Genomic DNA, 26,805 nt, shown 5'->3' with positions numbered 1-26,805 from the left:
TTACGACGATGGCAAGCAAGTGTAAATATATGCAATGCCTAAACCAAACTACTGAAAGTGAGATGATTGTAATGCAACAAACATTCAGAATTACAGACGAAGATGGTATCCACGCACGTCCGGCGACAGCCCTGGTTAATACAGCAAACAAATTCAAAGGTGCAGAATCCTTTGCAGAAGCTAACGGTAAAAAAGTAACTTTGAAATCCATTCTGGGTGTTCTTTCCCTGGGATTGGAACAAGGCGACACTATCAGCATCATCGTTGAAGGCGAAGGCGAAGCTGAAGCTCTTCAAGCTTTGACTGACGTTATGGTTAACGAAGGGTTGGGCGAAATTAATGCTTAATGTCTCCGGGATCGCGGCTTCGGCGGGTATTGCTATCGCCAAGGCGTTTATCTTGGAGCATCCTGATTACTCTGTAGAAAAACGCCAAATTAACGACGTTGACGCAGAGATCGCGAAACTCGACTCAGCTCTGGGTAAATCCCAGGCTGAGCTTGAGGCGATCAAAGAGCGTACTTTACAAGAGCTTGGCGAGAAAAAAGCAGAGATTTTTGCTTCGCATTTGCTCATTTTGAATGACCCGGAACTGATTGATCCGGTTAAAGCTAGAATTGCGGATGACATGATCAATGCAGAATTTGCTTTGAACGAAACGGCATCACAATTTATCTCCATGTTCGAGAACATGAAGAGTGCATACCTGCAGGAACGTGCAGCAGATATGCGTGACGTTACCAAACGTGTGCTAAATCACTTGCTTGGTATCGACTTCATGAGTCCAGCTGAGATCAATGAAGAAGTGATCGTGCTTGCGGAGGATCTAACACCTTCCGACACGGCTCAATTGAACCGCCAATTTGTTAAAGGTTTTGCAACTAACATTGGTGGACGTACTTCTCACTCGGCGATTATGGCTCGCTCTCTTGAAATTCCGGCTGTTGTTGGAACCAAGGACATCTTGGCTCAAGCGAAACAAGGCGATATGATTATTGTTGACGGTCTGGATGGTCACGTATTGGTTAACCCTACTGATGAAGTTATTGCTGAATACCGTGCCAAACAGGAACAGTATGATGCACAACGTGCAGAGTGGAGAAAACTTCGTGATGAGCCAACGGTAACGGTGGATAACGTTCATGTTGAACTTGCAGCCAACATCGGTACACCAAATGATGTAACGGGTGTTCTGGAAAACGGCGGCGAGGCTGTAGGCCTGTACCGTACCGAGTTCTTGTACATGGGCAGAGACAAGCTCCCTTCCGAAGACATTCAGTATAATGCTTACAAAGCGGTACTGGAAAAAATGGAAGGTAAACCTGTCGTTGTTCGTACACTCGACATCGGTGGAGACAAAGAGCTTCCATATCTGGATCTGCCAAAAGAAATGAATCCATTCCTCGGCTTCCGCGCAGTTCGTCTGTGTCTGGACCGTCTGGATATCTTCCGTACACAATTGCGTGCATTGCTGCGTGCAAGCGTACATGGAAACCTGCGTGTCATGTTCCCAATGATCGCAACACTCGGTGAATTCCGTGAAGCAAAAGCTGTCTTGCTCGAAGAGAAAGAGAAGCTGGTTGCTGAAGGTATTGCTGTTTCTGACAGCATTCAACTCGGAATCATGGTCGAAATTCCTTCGACTGCAGTTCTGGCGGATCAGTTTGCCAAAGAAGTGGATTTCTTCAGTATCGGAACGAACGATCTGATTCAATACACGATGGCTGCTGACCGTATGAACGAACGAGTGGCTTATCTGTACCAGCCTTACAACCCAGCCATTTTGCGTTTGGTTAAAATGGTTATCGATGCAGCGCATCGTGAAGGCAAATGGGTTGGCATGTGTGGTGAGATGGCAGGAGACGAAACAGCAATTCCATTGTTGCTTGGTCTTGGATTGGATGAGTTCAGCATGAGCGCAACCTCCATCCTGCCAGCTCGTAGTCAGATCACTAAGCTGTCCCGTGCGGATATGCAGGAACTGGCTGCTAAAGCTCTGGATATGCAAACGGCTGAACAAGTCGTTGAATTGGTTCAAAGCATTCAAGCGTAATTTTGCCGGGGTTTCCTCCGGATTTGAGGTTTTTTCTTTTTCCGATAATGAGCTGCATTGATGCAGCGATTTTGCCGGTATCCGCGAATCATTGTGGATATCGGCTTTTTTTGTTATAAATGTTGAGAAATACTCTAACAGGATGATGGCGAGCTGTAAGAGTGGCATCTTTAAAGGGGAAGGCAACACAAAAAGCTCTTGCTGATTGGAACATCAGCAAGAGCCTTCGTTATAACAATGATTTGATTAACTGCACGCGCAGTTCAGTACAGGTTTGCGGGCGGCGGTAGTCTCATCGAGTCGAGTAACCGGTGTGCCATAAGGTGCGTTCAGGACTAATTCTGGTGTCTCTTCCGCTTCTTTGGCAATCCGTATCATCGTATCAATGAACCCATCCAGCGTTTCTTTACTTTCGGTTTCTGTCGGCTCGATCATGATGCATTCTTCGACGTTGAGCGGGAAGTACACCGTTGGTGGATGATATCCAAAATCAAGCAATCGTTTGGCAACGTCAAGTGTACGCACACCATATTGCTTCAAACCCCGACCAGACATGACGAATTCATGTTTACATACGCCTGGATATGGAATCTCGTAGTAAGGGGCGAGACGGGCCATCATATAGTTGGCATTCAGTACCGCACATTCAGAGACACGGCGCAAACCTTCCGGTCCATAAGTGCGAATGTAGGCATAGGCACGTACCAAAATACCGAAGTTGCCGTAGTAGGCTTTCACCCGGCCAATGGATTGATCTCCTTCACAATCGAATGCATACATACCGTCATCATTTTTAATTACCATTGGCTTAGGCAGGAACGGAATCAGGCGATTCTTCACACCAACTGGTCCGGCGCCAGGTCCACCACCGCCATGAGGTGTACTCATCGTTTTGTGCAGGTTCAGATGCACCACGTCAAAGCCCATATCACCCGGACGGGTAATGCCCATAATGGCATTCGAGTTGGCTCCATCGTAATACAACAAGCCACCAGCCTGGTGTACGATGGATGCAATCTCCTGAATGTCTTTCTCGAACAAACCAAGTGTATTCGGGTTTGTCAGCATCAATGCTGCCGTATCCGAACCAACAGCTGCACGGAGCGCGTCCAGATCGACCAGTCCATCTGCGCGGGATGGAATCGTCACAGTTTGAAATCCTGCAACGGTAGCACTTGCCGGGTTGGTCCCGTGAGAAGAATCGGGCACGATGACTTTGGTACGTTGTTCGCCACGAGCTTCGTGGTAGGCACGAATCATCATAAGTCCAGTCCATTCTCCATGGGCACCAGCGGCGGGTTGCAAGGTCACAGCGTCCATACCTGTCAGACCTGCAAGGTCGTTTTGCAACGTATATAACAGTTCAAGAGCACCTTGAATGCTGGATTCATGCTGGTACGGATGGATTTTGGCAAAACCGTTATAACGGGCAACATCCTCATTGATCTTCGGATTATATTTCATTGTACAAGAGCCCAGTGGGTAGAATCCGTTATCTACACCGAAGTTGCGACGGGATAGCGCAGTATAGTGTCGAATAACATCTACCTCGAACACTTCCGGCAGTGCCGCTGCTTCCGAACGGAGCATTTCCCGGGGAATCAACGTATCCGCAGCCTGACGAGGAACGTCACATTCTGGCAAGGAATAAGCGACACGTCCCGGGCTGCTGAGTTCAAAGATCAATGCTTGCTCCGGTGCAGGGGATAAGGTCTGTGCGTTGAATTTTTCTGTCACAGATTGAGCCGAAGTGGAGACAGAGGTACCTGTTTCCGATTGTCCTTGTACCGATGTTGTCGTTGTCGTCGTTGTCGTTTCCTGAGTCACAGCGATCCCTCCAATGCTCGTGCGAATTCGTCAATCTCTTCCTTACTGCGTCGTTCGGTAACAGCAATCAGCATATGTCCGGCAAGCTCCGGGTAATCACGTCCGAGTTCGTAACCACCAATAAAGCCCGCATCCAGCAATTTCAACTGAAGGGCATCCACGTCGGTTCCTTCAGGAAGCTTAATAACAAACTCATTAAATGTTGGTGCATTAAAAGTAAGGCTAACTCCAGGAATCGCAGTTAATGTATTGAGGGTGTAATGACTCTTTTGCAAATTCAGATCCGCGACATCGATCATGCCCTGTTTACCCATGATGGACATATACACAGATGCGCTGAGTGCAAGCAAAGCCTGGTTGGAACAGATATTGGATGTCGCCTTTTCGCGGCGGATGTGCTGTTCACGTGCTTGCAGTGTCAGTACAAAACCACGCTTGCCGTTGCGATCCGTTGTTTGGCCTACAATTCGGCCAGGAATTCGGCGCATATGAGGCTGGGATACGGCGAAATATCCGCATGTTGGGCCGCCGAGTGAAGCGGCGATGCCGAGGGGCTGCGCATCACCTACAACGATGTCGGCACCCAGCTTGCCTGGGGCTTCCAGCAGACCCAGCGATAGCGGGTTTGCACTTACAACGAGCAGGCCCTTGTGCGCATGCACGAGGTCGGCAGCCTGCTTCACATTTTCCACAGCACCAAAGAAGTTCGGACTCTGGATCATGACAGCAGCGGTATCGTCCGATATGGCGGCTTGCAGGGCATCCCAATCAGTGACGCCATCTTTATAACCAATCTCGACAATCTCCAGACGGAGTCCGTGCGCATACGCCTGCAATACCTGACGGGCTTCCGGATGAACGGTACGGGATACGATGAGCTGTTTGCGACGAGTTGCCGCTGCGGCCAGGTTTCCTGCTTCGGCAAAGGCAGTTGCGCCATCATACATACTGGCATTCGCTACAGCCATACCGGTTAATTCACAGATGTAGGATTGAAATTCGAAAATGGCCTGTAGTTCACCTTGGCTGATCTCAGGCTGATAAGGTGTGTAGGCAGTGTAAAACTCGGAACGGGAAATGACATGATTGATGACGGAAGGAACATGATGATCATATATGCCAGCGCCGAGGAAGCTGGCGTGTGTTTCGAAATTGGCGTTGGCGCCGGCTTGTTTGGACATGTGACGTGTCAGCGCATATTCATCAAGTTTGGAGGATACGGGCAGCTCGCCCTGATAACGAATCTCTTTTGGAATGTCCTGAAACAGATCCTCCAGCGTATCCACACCGATGGTTGCGAGCATGGCGCTCTGATCTTGTTCAGTCATGGGAATGTAACGGTGCTTGCTCATGCTTGATCAGCTCCTTGAGTAGGTGTCTTCGACGTACGTGTCCGTTTATGAAAAGGGGTCTTCACGACCTCGGCTTTTAGTTTCTTGCCGCGGATCTCAATCTCAAGCGGGGTTCCCAGCGCAGCGTATTTGCTGTCGATGAGGGCAAGCCCCAGATTACGCTTCAATGTAGGTGATTGCGTGCCTGTTGTCACTTCACCAATCTGTACGCCTTCGGCGTAAATCGGATAGTGGGGGCGGGGAATACCGCGCTCCAACACTTCGATGCCGACCAGTTTGCGGGCGGGCCCGTCAGTTTTTTGCTGTAACAAGGCTTCGTGTCCGATAAAAGGTCCGGCATTCAGCTTCACAAACATGCCAACACCAGCCTCAAGCGGAGAGATAGTTGCCGACAATTCCTGTCCATACAGAGGGAGCTTTGCTTCAAAGCGCAGTGTATCCCGAGCACCGAGGCCTGTCGGTACAAGTCCGTGACCTTCACCGGCTTGCATTAACCCATTCCAGACCACAGCGGCCTGATCTGCAGGAACATATAGCTCAAAGCCATCTTCACCGGTATAACCGGTACGGGACAACAGTAATTTTACTCCACATACTTCAGCATCCTGCACAAAACGAAACGGTTCAATCGAGCTTACATCCGTATCTGTAACTTTCCCGATAATGTCTACAGCCAGTGGACCTTGCAAGGCGAGTAGCGCCGTCTGCTCCGAATCATTGGTCATGCTTACGCCGGGGATCAAGTGCTCTTGCAGCCACGCCCAATCCTTGTCGATGTTGGAGGCGTTAACCACAAGCATATAATGCTGATCTTCCAGCTTATACACGAGCAGATCATCCACCACACCGCCATCTGGATAACACATCAGGGTGTACTGGGCTTGACCGGGAACCAGCGTGGTCACATCATTAGTCATCATTTGTTGCAAAAAAACTTCAGCCTGCTCACCCTGTACAGTGAATTCGCCCATATGGGATACATCAAACAGTCCAGCACGCTCGCGTACCGCTTCATGTTCTTTCTGGATTCCGCTAAATTGTACGGGAAGCTCCCAGCCTCCAAAATCAATGCACCGTACGCCTTCATATTGCTGATATAGTGGGAAGAGTGGTGTTCTAAGCAAATCAGACATCAAATCACCTCGTCATGGGCCGTCAGCCGGCCGGATATACAATCGTGGATCAATGAACCAGGGTATTTTTAAATTTTCAGCTAGATATTTTCATCACATAAGTATGGTAAGGCAGCTATGGCAGCGCCATTCTACATCCTGTTTTTCGTTTTTTGGGAAAAAGGAAAAGGACAGGCCAAAGAATCGGCATGCCAAGTAGCACGCTGTATTCTAAGGCTCTGTCCCTTGTACCTGAGAGTTACCCCGCTGCGTTGCGCAGCAGGTTTCCCCTTGGGTGATCATAACGCCCGCACAGGGCGAATAGATGCTCTCCAGAGTTGCGTCCCGTAAAAGTCCTTTTGCCTGAGAGATTCACCCCCGCTTATCGGTGGTTTACTCCTTCGGCGTTACCTCATGTACATCCCGAATCGGGTGTCACGGGTAATCTCTCCCTTTACATTCATCCGCGGGTATAACATAGTCCAATAAACACATTTACTCCTCTCATTAAAACGTGAATCCACTACTGATGTCAAGAACGATATCATAGATAATGATTTAAAACCGAATATTTAATTTAGTTTTTAACTTATTGTTCGTGTATTTAAAAAGACTACGCTTACTATTCTAATATTCACCAGTATATGAAGAAAGAGTGTAATCCGGTTACAGAATTTAGAGGTATTCAGCAAATAAATTGTGAGGTATCTTGACATTTGATTCAAAAATGTCATACGCTATGTTCTGGGAAAAAGGTTAAGGTCAAAGAACGCATGCACTCATTTAATGAAAAGCGAGGCGGATATCGATGAGCGAATTAAAAAGTGATTTCCTGTACAGTGAAGAGCACGAATGGGTGCAAACCGTAGGGGAGGATACTGTACGTATTGGCATTACCGAGTTCGCGCAGCATCAGCTGGGTGACATTGTGTTTGTGGAATTGCCTGACCTTGAAACCAATGTAAAAGCAGAGGACAGCATTGGAACGATCGAATCGGTCAAAACGGTGTCGGACTTGTTCTCTCCCGTCACTGGTTCAATCATTGCGGTGAATGATTCGTTGCAGGACTCCCCTGAACTTGTGAACAGCTCTCCTTACGAGGAAGGCTGGATGATTGAGATCCGTGTTGAGGGAGATCTGACAGCAGCATTGTCTACATTGATGAATGCAGACGCGTATCGGAAACATACGGAAGAATAGTATCAACGAACTTGTACTTATTAACATATATTTTATAATTAAATGATATGAGCTTCATATTGTTTCGACCTGTGTGAGCCGGATGCTTGCACAGGTTTTTTGTGCTTTCCAAGAATGGTTTTGAATGTGGAATGAAGCAGATTGTGGATGTAAATCACCTGATTGGACCAAGCTATAGTTTAGAAAATGATTCTGGAAATGACAAAAGTCATAGGCAAGAAAATCCTTGTGTACCAATGGGTTCAGCCATTATGCATCAAGTAAAACGATTACATAACCTAATGTTGTCATCATTGTTCATGACGAAAGTACGCTTTCATTTCATTGAACAGGAGAGCATTCTCGCTTAGGATTACAGCAGGGGAGAAATGATACCCCTTTCATAAATCATAATCACTTGATCCAAGGAGGATAATACAATGAGTAATTTGGACCAATCGTCCAATTCCAAAGGTGGGCTACGGGTAGGTGTTCAGCGTTTTGGCCGATTCCTGAGTGGTATGGTCATGCCGAATATGGGAGCGTTCATCGCCTGGGGATTAATTACAGCTCTGTTCATTCCAACAGGCTGGTTCCCTAACGAGACGCTTGCGCAGCTAGTCGATCCGATGATCAAATATTTGCTGCCACTGTTAATTGGTTACACCGGGGGTACGATGGTGCATGGTCAGCGTGGTGGTGTCGTGGGTGCCATTATGACCATCGGGGTCATCGTGGGTAGTGATATTCCGATGTTCCTCGGTGCCATGATTGCCGGACCACTGGCAGCATGGATCATTAAAAAGTTTGATAAATCCATTGAAGGTAAAGTTAAAGCCGGATTTGAAATGCTTGTTAACAACTTCTCAGCCGGTATTATTGGTGGGATATTGGGGATTTTTGCGCTACTGGGCATCGGGCCTGCTGTAGAAGCGATTAGCAAAGTATTATCTGCCGGTGTACAGGGCTTAATGAATCTTGGTTTGCTGCCGCTGGTCAACCTAATCATTGAACCAGGTAAAGTATTGTTCCTGAACAATGCAATCAACCACGGGATTCTTACACCAATTGCAACAGATCAAGCGAGAGAATTAGGAAAATCCGTATTATACATGCTTGAATCAAACCCGGGTCCGGGACTTGGTATCTTACTTGCTTACTGTTTCTTCGGACGCGGAATGGCCAAATCTTCTGCACCGGGTGCCGTAATCATTCATTTCTTCGGGGGAATTCATGAGATCTACTTCCCTTACATTCTGATGAGACCGATTCTGATTCTTGCCGCAATTGCGGGTGGCGTCGCAGGTACATTAACATTCATGCTCACCGGAGCAGGACTTGTTTCAGCACCATCACCGGGTAGTATTATCGCGTATTTCTTCTTAACACCAAAAGGTGGATACCTGCCGATGTTCGCAGGGGTGCTTGTAGCAGCCGTCGTTTCTTTCCTGGTTGCAGCAGTGTTGCTGAAAACGGGTAAACAAAAGGACGAAGATCTGGAGTCCGCATCCAGTCGGATGAAAGACATGAAGAGTCAAGGAACCCTGCCAAACGCTGGTATTACGGCTAATCAACGTGAAGCAGACAGAGCCGCAGATATGGCTTCTTCTACCGTCAAAACAGACGTGAAGAAAATTGTCTTCTCCTGTGATGCAGGCATGGGGTCAAGTGCCATGGGTGCTTCCATTCTACGCAAGAAGATGAAGGCAGAGGGGATTGACGTTACGGTGACAAATACGGCTATCAGTGATATCCCGCCGGATGCAGACGTGGTGATCACACAACAAGTATTGACCGATCGTGCCCGCTCCGTTGCGCCGAACGCAGAACATATATCCATCGACAACTTCCTAAAAAGCCCGGAATACGATGCGCTCGTTGAACGTCTGAAGTAATTGCACGCATTTGTTTTCCCTGAGCCGGAGGCTGAGATATGAGTATTACCAAAAGACAACGTGAAATCGTGGAGTTCCTGCTGGAGCATCCACATGAAGTCACTGCCGGCGAAATCGCCGTTGAAGTAAAGGTCAGTACCCGAACGGTTCACCGGGAGCTGCAAATGATTGAACAATGGCTTGAACCTTTGGGCATGAGGCTGGAAAAAAAATCAGGAACCGGTATCCGAATCGATGCCAGTTCCGATGATCTGGCTGTATTGCGCCAGCAACTAGAGGGTAAAGAATATGTAGAGTTTACGCCAGAAGAGCGTAAGCTCTTCATGCTTTGCATCCTGCTGGATGAACCGGAGCCTGTAAAGTTACTCGCCTTGGCTTCGGATCTGAAAGTGACCGTATCCACCGTAACCACTGATCTGGACGATCTGGAGTCACGAATTCGTCAGGCGGGACTAAAGCTGGTTCGCAGACGAGGATATGGCGTCAAGATTAACGGAAGTGAGACGATTCATCGCACAGCCATAGCTGCACTTGCTCTCGAATTTTTGGATGAGTCGGACCTATTCGGAAGACAGCCAGAACAGGGAGGCTCCATCGTAAACCAAAAATTGTTGGATATGATTGGACACGGTGATGTGCTTACGGTCGAAAATGCATTATGGCAACCAGACATCGAATGGCTGGAGAACATCCCGGAACGCCAATACATGAAGTTGCTGATTCAATTATCCGTAGCGGTTGTACGTATTCGTAAAGGCTTTGGTATTGGCCGTATACCTCCCCTGGAGAACAAGGGAGATGAAGTCGCAGAGCAGGATGAGATGAAGGTTCCACCTTGTATGGCTTCCCGCTTGTGTGGTGTGTTATCGACCCAGCTGGGGCTGACATTCTCCCAAGATGAGCAAGCTTATTTTCACAGACTATTAGTTGAGACAGAGCAGCGAATTCACTCTTCGCGGCTGTTGCCAATAGATGACTTGATTTTACTGGACAGGGTACATTCACTGATTGATCAGATGCAGGCGAGAACGCATTACGCCTTTCATGAGGATCGTTTGCTTCGTGAAGGTCTGCTTGGTCATATGCAACCTGTAATGGAGCGGATTGAAGGGCAACAGATAATTCGTAATCCGCTACTGCAGCAGATTCGCAAGGATTATGATTCCCTCTTCGAAGAGGTCAAACAATCCGTGCATCAAGCTTGGCCAGGCACAGAAGTTCCGGATGAAGAAATTGGTTTCCTGGTCATGCATTTTGGCGCTTCCATCGAGAGGTTACGTGCACTGAAACGTGAGATCAGGGCAATCATCGTGTGTACAAGCGGAATCGGCTCATCACGTATGCTCTCCAGCCGACTGTCCAAGGAGATTCCCGAGATTCGGATCATGGACAGCGTGTCCTGGTATGAAGCTGCCCGGATGCCTACAGATCAATATGATCTGGTGTTATCCACTGTTGATCTGCCGATGGATGAGCATCAGTATTACAAAGTGAGTCCACTGCTTACGGCAGAAGAGAGCGAACGTCTGCGTCATTTTATCCGAACAACAACATTACAACGACAGCATAATAAGCCCCGTGAAGCCGAGGTTCAGACGACAAGTCGTTACTCGGACCCGGATGGAATGGAAGCTATTTTAGTTGAAATCGTCCGAATTATTGGCAAGTTTCAGGTGTATCCGTTGGATAACCAAGATATCGGTTTCTATAAAACCGTATATGCGATGTGCAACGTACTCCATGGATCTGGTGTGTTGAAGGAACCGGGGGAGATCGCAAAACGGTTGGAGGCACGTGAAGCAGTGGGGAGTCAGAAGATTCCCGGTACAAGACTTGCGCTGTTTCATACACGCAGTGAGGGAATTTACAGGCCGTCTATTAGCTTGTTTCAGCTCACTGAGCCACTCCTCTGTACGCCGGATGATCCGGCAGGAGTTACCCATGTCCTCTTGATGCTCGGTCCCAGAGAATTATCCAAGGAAAGCCTGGAGGTTCTCAGTGAGATCAGCGCACTGTTATTACAGGAGGAAATGATTACATTGCTGGAAAAAGGAATCAGGGATGAACTCATTCATTACCTGTCCCAGGAACTTGTTGGATTTTATCGCAGTAAAACCGAAATTGGAGGTCAACCATTATGAGTATGTTAACAACAGATAAAGTCATCATGAATGCGACGGCTCAGGACAAATACGAAGCGATTCGCATGGCAGGGCAGATTCTGAAGGATGCGGGACATATTACCGCTGATTACATTGAGAAGATGATTGAGCGTGAAGAGATTGTCTCGACCTATGTAGGGAACGGCTTGGCTATTCCGCACGGTACAAAGGAATCCAAAGCTTTCATTTTATCGACAGGTATCTCTGTCATTCAGTATCCACAGGGTGTTGATTTTGGCGAAGAAAAAGCCTATATGGTCATTGGTATCGCGGCTCAAGGCGGGGAACATATGGAGATCTTGACTAGCATCGCGGTGATCTGTGCTGAGGATGAGAATATGGAGGCTCTGCGTCTGGCGAAAACAGCCGAAGAAGTTATAACTATTCTGGAAAGTGAAATGGAGCTATGAAGGCCCTACACTTTGGCGCAGGTAACATTGGACGCGGGTTTATCGGCTTGATCCTCTCCCGTGCAGGGTATGAGGTTGTTTTCTCCGACGTGAATCAGACCTTGGTAACGGCTCTCCAGCAACGGGGGCAGTATACGGTGGAACTGGCCAACGAGAGCAAGGATCAGGAGACCGTTACAGGTGTAAATGCAATCGATGGAACCCAGCTGGAGACGGTTGCCCAAAACGTGGTGGAAGCTGATCTGATTACAACCGCGGTGGGCGTAGGCGTGCTGAAACATATTGCACCAGGTATTGCAAAGGGACTTGAGAAAAGACTGAATTCCGGTCCGGCACAAAACCCGCTTCACATTATCGCTTGCGAGAACGCCATTGGAGCAAGTACACAATTGAAAGAGCATGTATATTCTCTACTCGATGAAAAGGTACGTTCCCTTGCAGATCAGTACATTTATTTTCCCGACTCGGCCGTAGACCGGATTGTACCTATTCAGCATCATGAAGATCCTCTGCATGTACAGGTGGAGCCTTTTTACGAGTGGGTGGTGGATCGTTCCCAGATGGCTCCAGCATTCAAACCGATTGAGGGCATTGTATATGTCGATGATCTGGAGCCGTATATCGAACGGAAGCTGTTCACTGTTAATACAGGACACTGCGTTGCAGCATATATAGGTAATGTGCACGGGTATGACACGATTCAGAAGGCTATTGCTGATGAAAAGGTGAAATCGATTGTCTACGGTGCTTTGCAGGAAACTGGAAAAGTTCTAGTGAAGCGTTTTGCATTCAACCCGGAAGAACATGAGCAGTATATTGTCAAAATATTGGGACGATTCGTAAACCCGTATCTTACTGATGAGGTTACTCGTGTTGGTCGTTCCCCGTTGCGCAAGTTGTCTCCGAATGATCGTCTGGTTCGCCCGGCCCTTCAGGCATATGCGGATGGAACTGATACGACTTATCTGGCTATGGGTATGGCAGCAGCCTGCAAGTTCGATGTCTCCGATGATCCGGAAGCAGTTGAACTGCAGAACATGATCCGCCAGAAGGGGATTACAGCTGCGCTCCACCATTATACGTCCATGGATGAGCATCATCCGGTGCTTGAACAGGCTGTTGCCCAGTATAACCAAATGTAAGAACAGTGGTAGCAAGCTAACAGTATTGATGAGGCATAATGAAGAAGAGCCATACAGTTATTAACTGTGTGGCTCTTCTTTTGGTTGGCGTTTATCGGCATAGTCGTCCAAACAGCGTTGACATATGCAGGATTTTCGGCGCTGCTCTGGCGGAATGCGGTCAAACACACCCTCGGGGAAAGTAGCCCGGTTACACCAGCATTCCGAATGAGGATGTCCTGCGGCATAGGAACAGCGATTAGCTTCCCCGCATAATGGGCAGACAAGAACATCGATATGGATGTGCTCTTGATCGTCTTGTTCTGCAGACATACAGTTTTTCCCTCCCTGTGGAATAGCTACGAGCTGAAGTTGAACATACTGGTCCCAGTATAACAGAAATACGCCGGTGATTATGGATTTCACTCTGTATATATGACTTCCAGTTCACCACATCTGTTTCTCTCATCGGCTATTCTTCAGGCGGTAATTCGATCTGTAGGCCTTCCACATGTTTGCGTCCCATCAACTTACGTTTCTTTCGATTTTCCTTTGTTTCTAGCATAATGTCCAAGTCATAATCGTCACCCGGATAAAGCTCATCGGCAGATATATGCAGGGTCAGGCGTTTCTTATGGATTTTTACTTTGCGTCCACGTAACATGACCCCGATATTTCCACGGCTATCCTCGACATCACAGACGATGCCCGACTGATTAAGATAGGCCGCATACACCCGATCTCCTTTGCGAAAAGTTTTGGCAGGAGTAGGAGAATCCGACTCTCTGGTTGTTGTCTTTTTGTGGAGACCTAATGAATCTTTTGGTTGCTTCCACTTATCCCACTTGGATAACTCTGCTGGGCTGACTGATTCTGCAACGGAACGATCAGGCGTCAGGGCCGGAGTTTCCAAAGGAGGTGACGTGAACACGAATGTACGATCTCTTGAAATACTTTGATCTGACAGGGACTTGGATCGCTCGATAATTCGCTGTGGCATGCCTAGCTTCAATGCGATGGAATAGGCGTAACTTTCACCAGCTTCTCCGATACGCAATCGATACAGCGGCTGGAGAGAAACGGTGTCAAATTCCATACGGGCATTTTCGAATCCTGGCGTGGCAGCTGCAAAATGTTTGATTTCACCAAAATGTGTTGTCGCCACAACGGTTGCTCCGCGGCTGTGAAGTTCCTCCAGCATGGCGATGGACAGTCCAACACCTTCACCGGGATCTGTGCCGGAAGCCATCTCATCAATGAGCACCAGAGTCGACGTATTGGCCTGTTCCAGTATGCCAATCATATTGCGAATATGTGCAGAGAATGTACTGAGCGCTTGTTCCATACTCTGTCCGTCACCAATATCAACCGCTACCTCGTTATAAACGGCCATCTCGCCACCTTCTTCCACCGGAATAAGCAAACCGGATTGCATCATCAGGGTTAGCAAACCTAGCGTTTTGAGTGCGACCGTTTTACCCCCGGTATTCGGGCCAGTAATAATGAGCGACGAATACGTTCTGCCGATGGCAAAATCAAGTGGAACCATGGAAGAACCCATGAATGGATGACGTGCACGTTGAAGGCTGATTTGGCCTTGTGTATTGACTCGAACGGTACGCCCATCCATGGTGGCCGCATATTTGGCTTTGGCAAACAGGAAGTCCATTACACCTACCGTTTCGGTGTTCAGAGCGATTTCACGGTTATACGATTCGGTCAGAGAGGTTAAATCACCGAGAATTCTCATCTCCTCTCGGGACTCCTCCGCTTGTAGAGCGGCCAATTCCATCTGTAAACTTACTAATTCAACAGGTTCGATATATACGGTTTGCCCGCTCCCGGATTCATCCAGTACACTGCCTTTCACCTGTTTACGGAACTCTTTCTTAATGGGCAGGACCGTTCTTCCTCCCCGTTGGCTGATGACATGTTCCTGCATAATGGAGCGATGTTTACTCACCAGAGAATCAAGCTTTCGTTTCATGCGCTCCTCATTCACCGTCATTTTTTTACGAATTCGAATCAATTCTTTGCTTGCCTGATCCTGAATGCGTCCACTATGGATGCAGCGCTCGATCTCACTCAGCAAAGGTTCGATCAGAATCATGGATGCTGCATAACGACTGACAGTGGGAGCGGCCCCGGATTTGCCCTCCATGTATTTCATAAGTTGTGCACAGCTTCGCAGGAACTGAGCGAGATGACTGAAGTCGCGTTCACTGAATAGATAACCGGTGCCAAGCAGAGCCATAATGGTTTCCATTCCGTCGAGTGAAGGGAGGGGGATGCTGGCCCCGAAGCGAATCAACGCAGCAGCTTCTGCTGTTTCTTCCAGGCGAATCTCGATCAGGTGAGCATCTACCATCGGTTTTAGTTCTCTGGCATAACGTTTGCCCAGATAAGACAGGGCGCAGTCTGCAACGTTTTTTTGAATTTGTGGATAGCCCAAACTGTTTAATGTGTTCTCATTCATGCGTAATCTCTCCTTGAATTTGAATTGGGATTTCAGTTGACGCGCTGAAACATATTCCTGGAAAACGCAAAAAGGGCGGAGAATGAACAAACGTCATTCTCCGCCCTAAACGTATGGGAAAGCAAAGTCCACTACAGGTCTATATTAAAAAATCCGCGCTGAACTCAGCGCGGAAATAGACCCGGACAATTACAATCCCGGAGGCGATTTATGATATCCGCTGTTCTTAACTAAGTACAGGGATCTGGCGCATCATGAAATACACGTATGCCATACGGGCACAAGCGCAATGAAAGGCCAAACTCCTGAATATTAAACTTGGTTAGTTAAGAACATTCACCGACATTAAAAATCTCTCCTTTGATTGAGGAATATGCAACCAATATAAACTGGAAATTGGTTTGAAGTCAACCTTTAGAATAAATGAGTGGACTTGAATAAGAATGGGTTTTAAAATAACAATAGTAAATTAATCCAATGAAAGCGATTTATTTTAATAAACATACGTATAAAGGAGGATGCTCTTCTTGCCGAAGTATTTACTGCGTTTGCTCTGTTTTACCCTGATCCTCGGAGCCCTTCCGGTCATTGTTATTGGTTCGGTCTCGTATACGATTGCATCACGTGACATTGAACAGAAAGTGCGTGAGAGCAATCTTCAGATATTGCATCAGACCCAAATGAGGGTGGAACAAGTTCTGCGCAGCCTGCAATTATCATCCATCCAGTATGTTAATTCGCCCTTGGTACTACAAGCGATGAAGAAACCACTAGACAGCAGCGAATTCCAAGAGATTCGTGATCTGACCTCAGGTTTTAACAACTTGCAAGCGGTTACGAACATTGACCAAGCCTATCTGGTCAATCTGGATGAAGATTGGGTCGTTTCGATGCGTTCTTTTGGCAAATTGGATGATTTCAGCATTCGAGACCGAATTGGCTCCTACCTAAGTTATACCAACAGCCTGTTCTGGGTCACTCAGAATGCCAGTTCAGCCAAAGAAAGTGTACCTGTGTCAGCAGGTATGGGTGAACTAACACCCGAACAGGCACCTGCTCTTATATCATCGGATAATGTGGTCAGTATGGTATTCAAAATCCCGATGATACCAACCAATGTGAAACCAAAGGGATTTCTTGTAATTGATATCGCCGATACGGAACTGAGTACCTACTTGAGCCGAAATACGAATTCTGGAGATATGTACGTTCTGGATCGGGAGCAGAAGTATTTTCTGAACGATATGCAGCAAGGCGGGAAATATGACGGGCTGAATAAGGAAATTCAGGAAATGGTGCAAACGACGGGCCAGCCAGAGGGTTTCTTCAGTGCGGAGGTGGAAGGTAATCAAGTGGCGGTTAGCTATAGGCAATCTCCGCTCAATGGCTGGTTATACGTGTCCGTTGTATCTCTTGGACAGATTACGGCCCAGTCACAGAAAATTGCATTGGTTACCGGTATCGCTACACTGGTCATGTTATGTGTAACGGGATTGTTCGCCATATACGGCAGTCGGCGGATGTACTCACCGATCTCCAGACTGCTGCAATTTACGAAGGGGTTGGATTCCCCAGTTGCTCCGTCAGGACGCCGACAGGATGAATTTATCTATATTGAGGAGCAATTGTCAACCTTGTTCAGCTCGGAGAAAACGATGCGTGAGCAGATGAAGGGGCAGCATGTGCATCTCCAGGAGTTTTTTATGACCAAACTGCTCACAGGCAAAATCTCGGAAGAGGATTTCAGATATCAGGGAGAATTGTACGATTTCCCGACAGGGTGGGCAAATCTTGGCGTACTCATGCTCCAGATCGATACCTTGGAAGGAACCCGATATGAGGAACAGGATCGCGATCTGCTGCTGTTTGCTGTCAACAATATGGTAGGTGAGCTCCTTCCTTCGGCAGTTCGGTTCACCCCGGTCATGCTGGATGATGCTCAGGTCACCGTACTTGCCTCCGAACTGACGGATGAGGTGAAACTGAAGGAATGGATGCATACTCAGGCAGACTGGATTCGCGAACGTGTCGTGACCTACCTGAATCTGCCCGTAAGTATTGGCATCAGTCGTTCTTACGCTTGTATCGGAGATACGCCAAGAGCGGTTCAAGAGAGCCGCGAGGCTCTGCAGGGCCGGGTCAGTCTGGGCAGCCGTATTATTTTGCATTACGAGGATATTCAGCCACGTGGTCAGATGGAGGCCGCGTTGTATACCCAGTTACGTATGATCGAGGATCAGCTCGCGTCTGCGCTCAAGCAAGGAGATGAAGAGAAGACGGACACCTACTTTAAGCAATATTTGGGACTGCTTGCAGACAAAAAGCTTCATTTCAGTGAATACCCCGTCATTATGGTTCAGTTATTGTCTCGTGTATATCAGCTTGTGCAGGAGCAAGGCGGGGATGTAGCCGAAGTACTGGGTGAAAAAGCATCCATGTCACATTTGCTGAAGTTGTCCACATTGGACGAAATGACCAATTGGTTCCGCAAGCGGCTGTTCCTGCCCGTCATTCGTTTCTGGCGAGAGCAGGAAGAATCCCAATACATGAATATTGCGAGACGTATGATTCGTTTGATCGAGGAACGTTATGATCGTGAATTGTCGCTGGAAGCCTGTGCCGCTGAGCTTAATTTTCACCCTGTTTACCTAAGTCGGGTATTCAAGAAGGAAGCTGGAGTCAATTTTACGGAATATCTCGCAGAGTATCGTATGGAAAAAGCAAAGACATGGCTGCAAACAACAAATCTTAAAATATCGGAGATTGCCGAGAAATTAAACTATACCAACCCAACCGCATTTATCCGTACATTTCGCAAAATCACAGGAACCACCCCCGGCAAGTACCGGGAGCAGCAGCGATAAAACAAACCTGCTCTGCCCGCCATGGCAGGCAGGCTTTTTTATGTTTGGATGAAGGAAGAAGACCACTTTTCTCTATGAAGTTAAGACAGGAATATAGAGGTTGAAAGCAGTTCATTGCGCCTTTGAACTCTGTGATATAAATGAGCTAAACCCTTGCTACATAAGGAAAAACAAAAGGCTAAAACGAGACGATAGCCAGTCATTCGTTTATCCTCCACAATGAAGACATGAATTCAGGAAGTGATATTTTGTAATCGTTTCCAATGTGGGGAGGAAGACAATATGAAAGCCGAAACGGCGGCTCGAACACGGCCCGCTACCCGCAGTGACAAAAACCTGCTGTGGAGGGACATTATCAAAAACCGGTGGCTGTATATCATGTTAATACCGGGTGTGCTTTACTTTGTTATTTTCAAATACATACCCATGTATGGCATCACGATGGCTTTTCAGGATTACACGCCTTACAAGGGCATCTTGGGGAGTGACTGGGTAGGGTTCAAACATTTCCAGCGTTTCTTCGGAGAACCGCAGTTCTGGACATTATTTCGAAATACGTTTTTACTTGCCATTTATAACATTGTGTTCTTTTTCCCACTGCCGATTGTACTGGCACTCATGATGAATGAAGTTCGCCGTGAACGGTTCAAACGATTTGTACAAACGCTCGTCTATGTTCCACACTTTGTTTCCTGGGTTGTTGTTGTCGGTGTGTTCTACATGCTGTTCACAACTGAGGGTGGTGCAATTAATGAATTGCTCTATAACCTGACAGGACAAAAAGTGGCGTTCCTGCTTGAACCTGGTTGGTTCCGAACGATGATTGTCGGACAATCCATCTGGAAAGAAGTTGGTTGGGGCACAATTATCTTCCTGGCGGCACTTTCCGGTGTTGATACACAGCTCTATGAAGCAGCACGGATTGATGGTGCCAATCGCTGGCGCCAAACCTGGCACATTACGCTGCCGGCCATTCGCAGTACCATCGTCATTTTGCTCATTTTGCGTCTGGGCAATTTCCTGGATACAGGCTTTGAACAGATCTTCCTGATGCTGACTCCGACAAACCGGGATGTGGGCGAGGTATTTGATACCTACGTGTACACAAAGGGTCTTACACAGGCACAGTACAGTTATAGTGCGGCTGTCGGGTTGTTCAAATCGGTTGTCGGGCTGGCGCTTGTCCTTGGTGCCAATACGATGGCCAAAAAATTCGGGGAGGAAGGCGTCTACTAACCTTTGGGTGCAGACGTTCTTCACCAGACAGGAGTGAACATTGATGCAACAGGATAAAACGTGGGGCAACCGGATCTTTGATTTTCTCAATCACGGCTTGCTGCTGTTGATTGGAATTGTGACGGTCATCCCGTTCATTTATATTTTGGCCGTCTCATTTACCAGTCCGCATGAAGTGGCTAAGGGAGGATTCATTCTTTTTCCAAAAGAGTTCTCTCTGGCTGCGTACCGTTACATTTTCTCTACAGATACCTTGATTCGCAGTCTGGGTGTATCGGTCTATATTACGGTGATCGGTACCTTCATTAACCTGCTGTTTACGTCACTTATGGCGTATCCGCTCTCCAGAAGATATTTGCGTGGACGCCAGCCCATTTTGCTCGGTGTATTGTTCACGATGCTCTTCAGTGGCGGGATGATTCCAACATACTTTGTCGTGAAATCCTTGCACCTGACGGATACGTTGTGGTCACTGATGTTACCTACTGCTATTAGTGCATTTAACTTGATTGTACTGAAAAACTTCTTCCAAGCCATTCCCGATGAACTGGAGGATGCAGCCAAAATTGATGGATGTAACGATGTCAGCGTATTGTTCCGGATTGTACTGCCGTTGTCCATGCCAGCCATGGCGACATTTTCACTCTTTTACGCGGTGGCCCACTGGAACAGTTTCTTCAGCGCTGTTATCTATATCAACGATAGTGAGAAGTGGCCTGTTCAAGTTTGGCTGCGTGAGATTGTCATTCTGGCACAGAGCCGAATCGGAGACACGAGTATCGAAGAGACCGAGATCCAGCCGCTTACCATTCGCATGGCGGTTATCGTATTCTCCACAATCCCGATTATGCTGGTATATCCATTCCTGCAAAAGCACTTTGCAAAAGGCGTGATGCTGGGTTCGGTGAAAGGTTGAGTCGTCACATGGTTCAAAGTCAGTTCAGTATGACTGCATAAAAAAAGGGAGGTTTTCATGTTATGAAAGCAACAAAAAAGAAAGCCGTAGCTGTCTTAAGCACACTGGCACTGGTGACAGGTTTGCTGGCAGGATGCGGATCAGACGAGGGTCAGGCTGCCGAGGGCGGCGTACAAAATGTGTCCATAGCCATTGCACAGGTGGGTGATGTGCCAAGCAAAGGCAATGAAGTTCAGCAAAAGATTGAAGCGTATACCAATACCAAACTGGATATCCAGTGGATTCCGGCTTCGGCCTACAATGACAAAATTAACGTGATGATCGCTTCAAGCGATATGCCGAAAATTGTGAAAGTACAATATAACCCAACGGTGACCAGCGCAATGCGTAATGACGTGTTCTGGGAAGTGGGACCTTTGCTGAAAGACTACAAAAATCTGTCGGCACAGAACGAGCGTTTTTTTGACAACATCAAGGTAGAGGGCAAAATTTATGGGGTTCCTGTGTTCTCCGATATTGCGCGGGCTACAGTGATCTATCGCAAGGACTGGTTCGAGAAACTGAATCTGAAGGTGCCAACCACACCGGATGAATGGTATGAAACGATTAAAACGCTGGCTACCTCGGATCCGGATGGAGATGGTCAGGATAATACGTTTGGACTGATGCTTTTCAAAAAATATAATGAGGATCAATATTCCTTCACAACGCGCCTTGGCGTAAGTTTTGGTGCACCTAACAAGTGGAAGGTCGAAGATGATGGCAGCTTCACGCCGGAATTCATGACACCGGAATATATGCAGGTGCTGGATCTGCTGAAACGTTTGTACGATGAGAAACTTCTGAACCAGGACTTTGCCGTATTCGACTCTACGGAAGCGGAGAAAAAGTATGATTCCGGTGTTGTTGGTATCCGTGTTGGTGTTGCGCAGAACGGAAAAAGTCAGCAAGAGCGTTTGTCCAAAAACAATCCGGATGGTGTGGTAGACATCGCTGGTTTGCTTGGAGCGAACGGAGATCGTGTTGCAGGACAGACGGGTAACTCCGGAATACTGGCATTCCCTAAATCAACGGTGAAATCGGAAGAAGAACTCAAGAACCTGCTCTCCTTCCTGGATAAACTGATGGACCCTGAGATGGCGACCCTGTTGATGCGTGGTATGGAAGACAAACATTACACCAAAGTGGGCGAAGATCAGGTGGAGATGAGTGACTTCGATGCATTCCAGCGTGAAGTGAAGCCTTACCGTGACAACCTTCCTTATGTCGAAGGCTATAACGTACCGAAATTGAAGGATACCGAACTGGGTGAAAAAGGTACGGCACTTGCCAAGGAACTGGCGGAGCACGCTGTGCCAAACCCTGCACTGACGTTATATTCTCCAACGTATGGTGACCGCGGGGCGGATCTGGATCAGGTGATTGCCGATGCACAAACCAAATACATTATGGGCAAGATCGATCGAAGTGGCTGGGAAAAGGAAATCGAGAATTGGGGCAATGCGGGTGGAAACAAGATTCGTGAGGAATATGCCGAAGATTATAAAAAACAGGCTCAATAAAGAGCCGGAAGCGGAGGCTTGATCATGAAGGAAACACTGCAACTCACATCGGTGCGCATGGCACAGCAATTCATGGAAAGTTATCGCAACCATGAGCTGTACGCCACTTGGCATTACGAGAACGGCTGCTTTTTGAAAGCACTGGAGGAGCTGTATACACATACGGGGGAGCAAAAGTATTTTGACTACATCCGTGAGTTGATGGATCATTTTGTTCAGGAAGATGGCTCCATTCGCTCCTATACGGTTGAGGAATATAACCTGGATCAGATCAATCAGGGAAAATCACTGTTCCTACTACATGAGAAAACGGGTGAAGAAAAATATCGCAAAGCTGCGGAGCTGCTTATGACTCAGCTTAAGGGACAGCCACATACGAGTGAAGGCGGGTTCTGGCACAAAAAGATTTACCCTTTCCAGATGTGGCTGGATGGATTGTACATGGCTACTCCGTATCTGACCCAGTTTGGCGCAGTGACGGGTGAAGAGAAGTGGTTTGACAAGGCGGCTCTGCAGCTCTTGCTGGTGGAGCAACGTACACGTGATCCGCGTAGTGGTCTCTTGTACCATGCCTGGGATGAGAGCAAAGAGCAGCGCTGGAGTTCGGGTGAGACGGGATGTTCACCACATGTCTGGAGTCGGGCGATGGGCTGGTATGTGATGGCGGTTGTGGATACATTGGATCATCTGCCGGTAGATCATCCGCAGCGCGGACAGATTGTGGGTATCTTCGAACGGGTAGCAAACGCACTAGTGCATGTACAGGATCAGCAGACCGGACTATGGCCACATTTGTTGGATCAACCGGGACGTGAGCGGAACTATCTGGAGGCTTCCGGGACCTCAATGTTTGTCTATGCATTGGCCAAAGGTGTGCGTAAAGGATATCTAAGTGGCAAGTTCAAAGCGATTGCAGAAAAAGGGTATCAGGGTCTGCTACAGCATCTGCTGCAAACGGACCGTGAAGGCGTGCTGTCCTTGACGCAGTGTAATGGCGGAGCCGGTCTTGGAGGAAGCCCGTATCGTGACGGGTCCTATGAGTATTATGTGACCGAGTCCATTCGGATCAATGATCCGAAGTCGGTCGCTCCGTTCATTTTGGCAGGAGTGGAGATTGAACTTTACAAGTCCAACTAACATGTACATGAGAACGGAGAGGGCAGAAATAATCTGAGGAAGCGAAGCGTTCGCCTTTATCCCCGGATTTTCCCCTTTATAAAAGGGAATCAAAAAATCTGGGGATAACAGCGATCTGAAGGTTGTTCTGTCATCGGAGTGGTCTGTGTACATAACCTTATCCAAAAGGAGAGATGGTTCATGAGTCCAAAAGGTCCAATGTCCCGTTTAGGCGGAATCGTTGTAATTGGTGCTATGTCCGCTGGATTGCTTGCAGGTTGCGGGGGAGAAAAAGCACCTGCTGCAGGGGAAGGTAAACTTCCCATTTCCATCTCTTTAATGCAGGTAGGTGATATACCGGCCAAGGAGAACGGGATTGAAAAGAAGATTGAGGAATATACAAATACGGATGTCAATGTACAGTGGATTCCGCAGTCTGCTTTTGATGATAAGGTGAATGTTATGGTTGCTTCAGGTGAGATGCCTACCATTATGCGTGTGAATTATGTACCGACAACATTTAATGCCGCCAAAACGGGACTGTTCTGGGAACTGGGGCCTTACTTGAAGGATTATAAGAATCTTTCTGCCCAATCCGAAGCTTATTTTAACAATATCAAAATTGAAGGCAAGGTCTACGGTATTCCGAACTTCCGGGATATTGGACGGACTGCGATCGTATATCGCAAGGACTGGTTTGATACATTGAAGCTGGATATACCAAAAACGCTGGATGACTGGTATGAAGTGATGCGCTCCATTCGCAAGGATGACCCTGACGGAAATGGTAAGGAAGATACGTACGGTGCACTGCTCTTCAAAAAGTATAATGAGGGTGTCTCTTCCCCACTGACGCGGATTGCTGTAAGTATTGGCGGTGTTAACAAATGGGGAGTGGATGATGCTGGGAAACTGACCCCGGAGTTCTTGACTACCGAATATGTGGATACAATGAAACTCTTCAAGCGACTGTTCAGCGAGGGACTGATTAATAGTGATTTCCCTGCTCTGGACCCTTCTGATGCGGACAAAAAAATGGATTCCGGCCTAGTTGGCATGAAGCTTAACGGTGTGGCCCAGAACGGGAAGTCCTCCCAGCAGCGGCTTACGCCTAATGCTCCGGATGGAGAGATTGATGTGGCTCCGTTCCAGGGAACCGACGGAATTCGAATCGCCGGGGAGCCGGGAAACTACGGAATGCTGGTCATCCCGAAGGCATCCGTTACGGATGAGGAGCAATTGAAACAGGTTCTTACCTTCCTAGACCAGTTGATGGATGAGGAATTAAGCGCGTTACAACTCCGTGGATTGCTCGATGTGCACTACAGCAAGACTGCTGATGGGAAAACCGAACTTAAGGATTTTGACGCTTATCAGCGTGAAGTGAAGCCATATCGGGATAATTTGTTAAGTATTGAAGGTTATAATGTACCTGAACTCGTCGATGTTCCCATTGGTATGAAAGGTACAAAGATGGCGCGTGAGAATGAGCAATACGCCATTGCCAATCCGGCACTCACCTTGTCTTCGGCAATCTATACTGAGCGTGGTCAGGAGTTGGATCAGATGATCTGGGATGCGCAGACCAAGTACATTATGGGTAAAATCGATGACGCAGGTTGGGAGCAGGAAATCGCAAACTGGAGAAAAGCCGGTGGTGATCAATTGATCACAGAACTTGAAGCATCCTATAAGGAATTAAACGGGAAATAAAGCTGGCTGAAATAAAAAAAAGGTTGATCAAATGGAATGATATGGTTTATTCTATGAGTGAGTTCATTTTTCCAATATCATAAGAAAAACCACACCCTTAAAGCATAAGGCTATGAATCTGCGGATTCATGGCCTTTTTTTGTGTTTTAGGCGAATGAAATGGGTCTATGGAAGGAGGGGCGCACACCTTGAAGTAACGGGGATGGACGAAAAATAATATCAATAGCCTAGTACAACATGGTAGAATATTGATTATTATGGCAAATTTAGGTTTTGGTTATGAAGAGAAGTGACTAGATTGACCACGTAAAGCATCCCCATACTAAGGTACATAGGAGCGTGAGTAGATTGAAGAAGCAGATCAAAGGACACGAGAAGAAGAAAAAACGGAACGTGTGGATCGTCGGATTATTAACGACAGCTGTATTGGCAGGAACACTATTACCGATGGGCCCCGTACATTTTACTTCAACAGCGAATGCCGCATCGGGAACAAGTGACACTGCCCTTAGCAAGTTCAAGGATATCAAGGGCCACTGGGCTCAAGCGACAATTGCCAAAGCTTATGAAAAAAATCTGATCTCAGGTTACCAGGACGGAACGTTTCGTCCCAATGGCAAAATTACGCGTGGGGAATATGCGACCATACTCGCCCGCGCGACTGGACTAGAGAAGGTAGAGGGGCAGAATCCCTTTGCTGATCTCAAGGGCCATTGGTCTGAAGCCGCGGTTAGCCAACTTGTTGGACAAGGATTCATTAATGCTGGCGATTACGCCAAAGGGTTCAATCCAAATGCGGAACTGACGCGTTACGAGATGATGAAATGGATTGCAAATGGACTGATCAAGTCCGGAGCCAGCTTCCAGGATGCTTTTAACGATACAAAAAACACGCTGCTTCCCACACCGGAAGTGAACCGTGGCACCATTCGTGCTGAGCAGATTCCGTATCTTGCCCTTGTCCGTGGGACAGGCATTGTCGGTGGATTCCAGGATGGCACATTAAAACCAGCGGACTCCACCACTCGTGCAGAAGTATCGGCCATTTTGCTGCGTTATATGGACGTAGAGGGCACGGATGCCGGGAAGTATAGTGACCTGAATGAAATGAGAGAGGTCGGCACGACGGGTACGAATTTAACGACGATTAGTAATTATAGGTACACTAAGAATTCAGTCAAAGTTAGTGATATATCAAAAGAAGAAATTAATTTATCCAATAAATCTGGTGTAGTTACACTCCATAGATATATCGTCGTGGATGTTACTCAAGGTAAAGCAAAAGGTATCTATGCACCATTATTTATTGGTCCAGAAACACATCTATTCAAAGGTAATTATATGGCTTTTGCAGATATATCTTTTACATCCAAAATTGATAAATCCAACTTAATCACCTTCAATGGTGGCCTATATAGTGGTTTTTTACAATTTAATCGATTGGATCTTAAGCACACCTCTAAGAACGGTTTAGTTACTATTCCGGAAAGTTCGAGAGATTTGATAAAAAAAGATGTGAAGAAGAGATTTTGGATCACATCCGTTTTAGCAGGGAAAAGTGGGGCATATATCTTTAATGAAAAAAGTGAAAATGTACTACAAATTCAGAATATGTAAGTAGTACTAAATGGTGGTGAAGTGTTTTTGCAGGTCCATGGTGAGAAGAAATACCTAATTGTTATCTTAATTTTTCTTATTAATATACTATGTTTGAATTTATCATCGCCTATAGAAGCTGCAAGCTCGGATTCGTATGGACCCAAGAAACAAGAAATTTCAAATACAATACAGTCGTTAGAAAGGGTAGCGAA

At 47.2% G+C, this 26,805-nt stretch carries 19 protein-coding genes and 2 riboswitches; of the genes, 14 read left to right on the top strand and 5 right to left on the bottom strand.

Annotated features, from left to right (window positions below; all coding sequences use genetic code 11):
* Positions 1-71 precede the first annotated feature (71 nt).
* Both CXK86_RS21570 and ptsP read left to right on the top strand, forming a co-directional pair.
* Positions 72-347 carry an HPr family phosphocarrier protein gene (locus CXK86_RS21570; protein ID WP_036617010.1) on the top strand — a complete coding sequence of 92 codons (276 nt, stop codon included), beginning with the start codon at positions 72-74 and terminating at the stop codon, positions 345-347.
* Complete coding sequence (gene ptsP, locus CXK86_RS21565; protein ID WP_047844045.1) at positions 340-2,052, top strand: phosphoenolpyruvate--protein phosphotransferase; 1,713 nt, start codon at positions 340-342, stop codon at positions 2,050-2,052. Before CXK86_RS21570 ends, ptsP begins: the two co-directional genes overlap by 8 nt.
* 246 nt (positions 2,053-2,298) lie before the next feature.
* Here ptsP and gcvPB read toward each other — a convergent pair whose 3' ends face one another.
* From gcvPB to gcvT, 3 genes are all read right to left on the bottom strand, one after another.
* Complete coding sequence (gcvPB, locus tag CXK86_RS21560; RefSeq protein ID WP_076252999.1) at positions 2,299-3,789, bottom strand: aminomethyl-transferring glycine dehydrogenase subunit GcvPB; 1,491 nt, start codon at positions 3,787-3,789, stop codon at positions 2,299-2,301.
* A gap of 86 nt (positions 3,790-3,875) precedes the next feature.
* Positions 3,876-5,231: an aminomethyl-transferring glycine dehydrogenase subunit GcvPA gene (gcvPA, locus tag CXK86_RS21555; protein ID WP_076252927.1), complete on the bottom strand. Its 1,356-nt coding sequence runs from the start codon at positions 5,229-5,231 to the stop codon at positions 3,876-3,878.
* Entirely contained in the window at positions 5,228-6,364 is a 1,137-nt protein-coding gene (gene gcvT, locus CXK86_RS21550) for a glycine cleavage system aminomethyltransferase GcvT (RefSeq protein WP_036617019.1), read from the bottom strand. Before gcvT ends, gcvPA begins: the two co-directional genes overlap by 4 nt.
* 216 nt (positions 6,365-6,580) lie before the next feature.
* Positions 6,581-6,681, bottom strand: a riboswitch (glycine riboswitch).
* A gap of 3 nt (positions 6,682-6,684) precedes the next feature.
* Positions 6,685-6,807, bottom strand: a riboswitch (glycine riboswitch).
* Between the two features lie 344 nt (positions 6,808-7,151).
* On the opposite strand from gcvT, the gene gcvH reads away from it, so the two are divergent.
* The 5 genes from gcvH to CXK86_RS21525 all read left to right on the top strand — a co-directional run bounded on the left by gcvH (position 7,152) and on the right by CXK86_RS21525 (position 13,132).
* Positions 7,152-7,544 carry a glycine cleavage system protein GcvH gene (gcvH, locus tag CXK86_RS21545; RefSeq protein WP_047844042.1) on the top strand — a complete coding sequence of 131 codons (393 nt, stop codon included), beginning with the start codon at positions 7,152-7,154 and terminating at the stop codon, positions 7,542-7,544.
* A gap of 419 nt (positions 7,545-7,963) precedes the next feature.
* A complete protein-coding gene (locus CXK86_RS21540; protein ID WP_076319876.1) occupies positions 7,964-9,418 on the top strand; it encodes a PTS mannitol transporter subunit IIBC in 1,455 nt (484 codons plus the stop codon).
* Positions 9,419-9,456: 38 nt separating this feature from the next.
* Complete coding sequence (locus CXK86_RS21535; protein WP_101314544.1) at positions 9,457-11,559, top strand: BglG family transcription antiterminator; 2,103 nt, start codon at positions 9,457-9,459, stop codon at positions 11,557-11,559.
* Entirely contained in the window at positions 11,556-11,990 is a 435-nt protein-coding gene (locus tag CXK86_RS21530) for a PTS mannitol transporter subunit IIA (protein WP_101314543.1), read from the top strand. Before CXK86_RS21535 ends, CXK86_RS21530 begins: the two co-directional genes overlap by 4 nt.
* Positions 11,987-13,132, top strand: coding sequence for a mannitol-1-phosphate 5-dehydrogenase (locus CXK86_RS21525; protein ID WP_101314542.1), 1,146 nt, complete (start codon positions 11,987-11,989; stop codon positions 13,130-13,132). Before CXK86_RS21530 ends, CXK86_RS21525 begins: the two co-directional genes overlap by 4 nt.
* 60 nt (positions 13,133-13,192) lie before the next feature.
* Here the strand turns inward: CXK86_RS21525 and CXK86_RS21520 are convergent, their stop codons facing one another.
* Together CXK86_RS21520 and CXK86_RS21515 are read right to left on the bottom strand one after the other, a co-directional pair.
* Positions 13,193-13,537 carry a cysteine-rich CWC family protein gene (locus CXK86_RS21520; protein ID WP_144029826.1) on the bottom strand — a complete coding sequence of 115 codons (345 nt, stop codon included), beginning with the start codon at positions 13,535-13,537 and terminating at the stop codon, positions 13,193-13,195.
* A 46-nt stretch (positions 13,538-13,583) separates the two neighbouring features.
* Positions 13,584-15,587 (bottom strand): endonuclease MutS2, encoded by a 2,004-nt coding sequence (locus CXK86_RS21515; protein WP_101314541.1) that lies wholly within the window; start codon positions 15,585-15,587, stop codon positions 13,584-13,586.
* A gap of 527 nt (positions 15,588-16,114) precedes the next feature.
* Here CXK86_RS21515 and CXK86_RS21510 point away from each other — a divergent pair.
* The 7 genes from CXK86_RS21510 (at position 16,115) to CXK86_RS21480 (ending at position 26,611) form a co-directional block, all read left to right on the top strand.
* Positions 16,115-18,451, top strand: a complete 2,337-nt coding sequence (locus tag CXK86_RS21510; RefSeq protein ID WP_179087918.1) for an AraC family transcriptional regulator — start codon at positions 16,115-16,117, stop codon at positions 18,449-18,451.
* A gap of 282 nt (positions 18,452-18,733) precedes the next feature.
* Entirely contained in the window at positions 18,734-19,687 is a 954-nt protein-coding gene (locus CXK86_RS21505; RefSeq protein WP_076212382.1) for an ABC transporter permease, read from the top strand.
* Positions 19,688-19,730: 43 nt separating this feature from the next.
* On the top strand, positions 19,731-20,603 hold the full coding sequence (locus CXK86_RS21500) for a carbohydrate ABC transporter permease (protein WP_036617041.1): 873 nt from the start codon (positions 19,731-19,733) through the stop codon (positions 20,601-20,603).
* A gap of 62 nt (positions 20,604-20,665) precedes the next feature.
* Positions 20,666-22,165: an extracellular solute-binding protein gene (locus CXK86_RS21495; RefSeq protein ID WP_076252921.1), complete on the top strand. Its 1,500-nt coding sequence runs from the start codon at positions 20,666-20,668 to the stop codon at positions 22,163-22,165.
* A 24-nt stretch (positions 22,166-22,189) separates the two neighbouring features.
* Complete coding sequence (locus CXK86_RS21490) at positions 22,190-23,302, top strand: glycoside hydrolase family 88/105 protein (RefSeq protein WP_076252920.1); 1,113 nt, start codon at positions 22,190-22,192, stop codon at positions 23,300-23,302.
* Positions 23,303-23,482: 180 nt separating this feature from the next.
* Positions 23,483-24,994: an extracellular solute-binding protein gene (locus CXK86_RS21485; protein ID WP_083684726.1), complete on the top strand. Its 1,512-nt coding sequence runs from the start codon at positions 23,483-23,485 to the stop codon at positions 24,992-24,994.
* Between the two features lie 339 nt (positions 24,995-25,333).
* Positions 25,334-26,611 carry an S-layer homology domain-containing protein gene (locus tag CXK86_RS21480; RefSeq protein ID WP_370511438.1) on the top strand — a complete coding sequence of 426 codons (1,278 nt, stop codon included), beginning with the start codon at positions 25,334-25,336 and terminating at the stop codon, positions 26,609-26,611.
* Positions 26,612-26,805 lie beyond the last annotated feature (194 nt).

The organism is Paenibacillus sp. BGI2013 (assembly GCF_002843485.1).
GTDB classification, from domain to species: Bacteria; Bacillota; Bacilli; order Paenibacillales; family Paenibacillaceae; genus Paenibacillus; species Paenibacillus amylolyticus.
Note: the sequence above shows the minus strand (reverse complement) of the source record. Positions and strands in the feature narration are given on the sequence as shown.

What these genes read in the sequence shown, in the direction of transcription:
- CXK86_RS21570 (WP_036617010.1), top strand. Translation starts at nt 72, where the DNA reads ATGCAACAAACATTCAGAATTACAGACGAAGATGGTATCCACGCACGT.
- ptsP (WP_047844045.1), top strand. Translation starts at nt 340, where the DNA reads ATGCTTAATGTCTCCGGGATCGCGGCTTCGGCGGGTATTGCTATCGCC.
- gcvPA (WP_076252927.1), bottom strand. Translation starts at nt 5,231, where the DNA reads ATGAGCAAGCACCGTTACATTCCCATGACTGAACAAGATCAGAGCGCC.
- gcvT (WP_036617019.1), bottom strand. Translation starts at nt 6,364, where the DNA reads ATGTCTGATTTGCTTAGAACACCACTCTTCCCACTATATCAGCAATAT.
- gcvH (WP_047844042.1), top strand. Translation starts at nt 7,152, where the DNA reads ATGAGCGAATTAAAAAGTGATTTCCTGTACAGTGAAGAGCACGAATGG.
- CXK86_RS21540 (WP_076319876.1), top strand. Translation starts at nt 7,964, where the DNA reads ATGAGTAATTTGGACCAATCGTCCAATTCCAAAGGTGGGCTACGGGTA.
- CXK86_RS21535 (WP_101314544.1), top strand. Translation starts at nt 9,457, where the DNA reads ATGAGTATTACCAAAAGACAACGTGAAATCGTGGAGTTCCTGCTGGAG.
- CXK86_RS21530 (WP_101314543.1), top strand. Translation starts at nt 11,556, where the DNA reads ATGAGTATGTTAACAACAGATAAAGTCATCATGAATGCGACGGCTCAG.
- CXK86_RS21525 (WP_101314542.1), top strand. Translation starts at nt 11,987, where the DNA reads ATGAAGGCCCTACACTTTGGCGCAGGTAACATTGGACGCGGGTTTATC.
- CXK86_RS21515 (WP_101314541.1), bottom strand. Translation starts at nt 15,587, where the DNA reads ATGAATGAGAACACATTAAACAGTTTGGGCTATCCACAAATTCAAAAA.
- CXK86_RS21505 (WP_076212382.1), top strand. Translation starts at nt 18,734, where the DNA reads ATGAAAGCCGAAACGGCGGCTCGAACACGGCCCGCTACCCGCAGTGAC.
- CXK86_RS21500 (WP_036617041.1), top strand. Translation starts at nt 19,731, where the DNA reads ATGCAACAGGATAAAACGTGGGGCAACCGGATCTTTGATTTTCTCAAT.
- CXK86_RS21495 (WP_076252921.1), top strand. Translation starts at nt 20,666, where the DNA reads ATGAAAGCAACAAAAAAGAAAGCCGTAGCTGTCTTAAGCACACTGGCA.
- CXK86_RS21490 (WP_076252920.1), top strand. Translation starts at nt 22,190, where the DNA reads ATGAAGGAAACACTGCAACTCACATCGGTGCGCATGGCACAGCAATTC.
- CXK86_RS21485 (WP_083684726.1), top strand. Translation starts at nt 23,483, where the DNA reads ATGAGTCCAAAAGGTCCAATGTCCCGTTTAGGCGGAATCGTTGTAATT.